This is a genomic window from Cupriavidus sp. UYPR2.512 (genome assembly GCF_000379565.1).
Classification (GTDB): Bacteria; Pseudomonadota; Gammaproteobacteria; order Burkholderiales; family Burkholderiaceae; genus Cupriavidus.
The window spans coordinates 1-1,847 of sequence record NZ_KB903054.1 but is presented as its reverse complement, the minus strand read 5'-3'; the positions used below and the strand labels follow the sequence as shown (position 1 = coordinate 1,847).

Sequence of the window (1,847 nt, the reverse complement as noted above, 5' to 3'; positions counted from 1 at the left end):
CACGCTGCCAGCGATCAAATCGGCAGCCTGACTGCCCCAGCGCTTCCACTTAAAAACTCCGGATCCCTGTCCGAACAAACGGTGCCACCTCTCTTTACCCGTCCCGTATGCAGCAGTAGCTCACGGCTTGCTATAGATTTGCATGCCACTGCCGACGGTCCATGTCACAAGCTGTCCAGTGGTGCTTTGCAAGTACGTATTGCCCGCGCCATCCTGAAAGAAGCCTTGTAACGGTTTATTTGCTCCTACAGCCCAACCGTTGGCATCCGGCACCGTGGCCTTCACTTGCCCGTTCACATCAAAGCTGAGCATGCTGGCGGATGGCACGGTGTTGGCTGTAAAGTTGTCACGCTGCCCGAAGAACGTGAAATTGTCTGTGCTGATCGGTTGCTGGCTGGTGTCAAGCTGAACGTCTCGGTAAGAGAATGCGATAGTGCCTCGCGTCGCGGAAACTACTAAACTTTCACCTGAGCTGCCGACGCTCCATGCGTTCGTCGTGGACAGAATGGTGTTGGCAGGGCTCAAGGTCCGAGAAATACCGGGGGTACAGGTGTCCGAATATTCTGCGCCAATGCACAGGCGTAGAGCACCGTTGGAACTGATTCGGGCTGTTGCAGCGACAGAGTTGCACGTCGACGTATCGCTCAAACAGCGTTGACCCAGAACCTTGTAAGTGCCGGCAATGTCGGAAAGTGCGGCCGGACTACCAGTCGCTTCCACGCCTACTCCAGGTGCCGGTCCAAGCGACCCAAGTGCCGGCGCCCACGCCAACAGGAACCCGTCCGATGTTCGGTAATAGCGCACCGCACGCCCAACCGCCGAAACTTCCTGTCCACCGCCGGCAGCACTCTCAGCCACAGGGCCTGTGGCGCCACCTGCTCCACCATTCACGTCGGCATAGCTGAATGAATATCCCCCGCTTCGGGCAGCAAGTTCGATTAAGGTACCGTGAGCAGTGAGGAAAGTTTTCGATGTGTATGAAGTTGTGGGTGTACTCGGCTGGCTCGGCTGGCTGGGACGATGGGGTAATGATTCGCAGGCGATACCGTCCTTGTCCCCATCTAACTGCTTAGCGCCGGCACGGTAGGCTTGCTGGGCATCCTCCTGATACCTAAAGTCTGAACACTTAGCATCGTCGCCCCCTTCGCCCCCGCAACCGGATAGTAAAACTAAGCTAGTCGCAGCTAAACCAACCCATTCGGACTTTAGCATTTGTTTTATCTCTATATTTTCGAAGCAATACCTTCCAGCTTGCAGGCGCCGGAAGTTTTGGAAATCTTGCTGACGTCGCGACGCAGTGGATACCCTACAAAGGCGGGGTGGTTCGCATGCTACGTAGTTTTGCGCAGCAATGTCTGTGTACCAACGAACCGTTCGGTCTGCGATATGACCTGCGTAAAAATCCGGACTTCACGGACGCATAGAGATTTCCGGACATCCATAGTGTCGCCGTGAGGGGCGCAGGCAGTTCTGCGGTTGAGAAAAAACAGGTCTTCAAGAGGTGCAAAAGAAAAAATTCTGCGCCTTGCTGTTTCAAAATCTTTTCGTTTCCCAATCATCGTTCCGTCGCCGGCCAGGAGCGTGGCAACAATATGCGACGACTACAAACAGAATTTGGCAGTGCGAACCATTACCGTTGCTCAAAGTGCCGAATAGGGCGGGTAAAAATGCTGATTGAACATAACGTCCGCACTGCAACTGTTTCCGGGGCGTTATGTTTGATGCGCAGGGGCGGCCAGATGTCTATCGGACCGGCGTTGTTGCATAAATCCGGGGTCGGATGGGCTGACGTTTACGCACAACGACTGGAGCGCTGGCTCTGTAATGAGATGGTCGCCCCCATCCCC

2 protein-coding genes and 1 pseudogene are annotated in these 1,847 nt (G+C 55.1%); 1 reads left to right on the top strand and 2 read right to left on the bottom strand.

What is annotated here, in order from left to right:
* Positions 1 to 120: 120 nt before the first annotated feature.
* Positions 121 to 720 (bottom strand): hypothetical protein, encoded by a 600-nt coding sequence (locus tag A3A5_RS44980; RefSeq protein WP_232431401.1) that lies wholly within the window; start codon positions 718 to 720, stop codon positions 121 to 123.
* 324 nt (positions 721 to 1,044) lie between these two features.
* A pseudogene (locus tag A3A5_RS45745) lies at positions 1,045 to 1,212 on the bottom strand (hypothetical protein); the annotation flags it as partial.
* Positions 1,213 to 1,667: 455 nt separating this feature from the next.
* Here A3A5_RS45745 and A3A5_RS44975 point away from each other — a divergent pair.
* A partial coding sequence (locus tag A3A5_RS44975) for a hypothetical protein (protein WP_232431400.1) occupies positions 1,668 to 1,847 on the top strand: 180 nt, incomplete at its 3' end.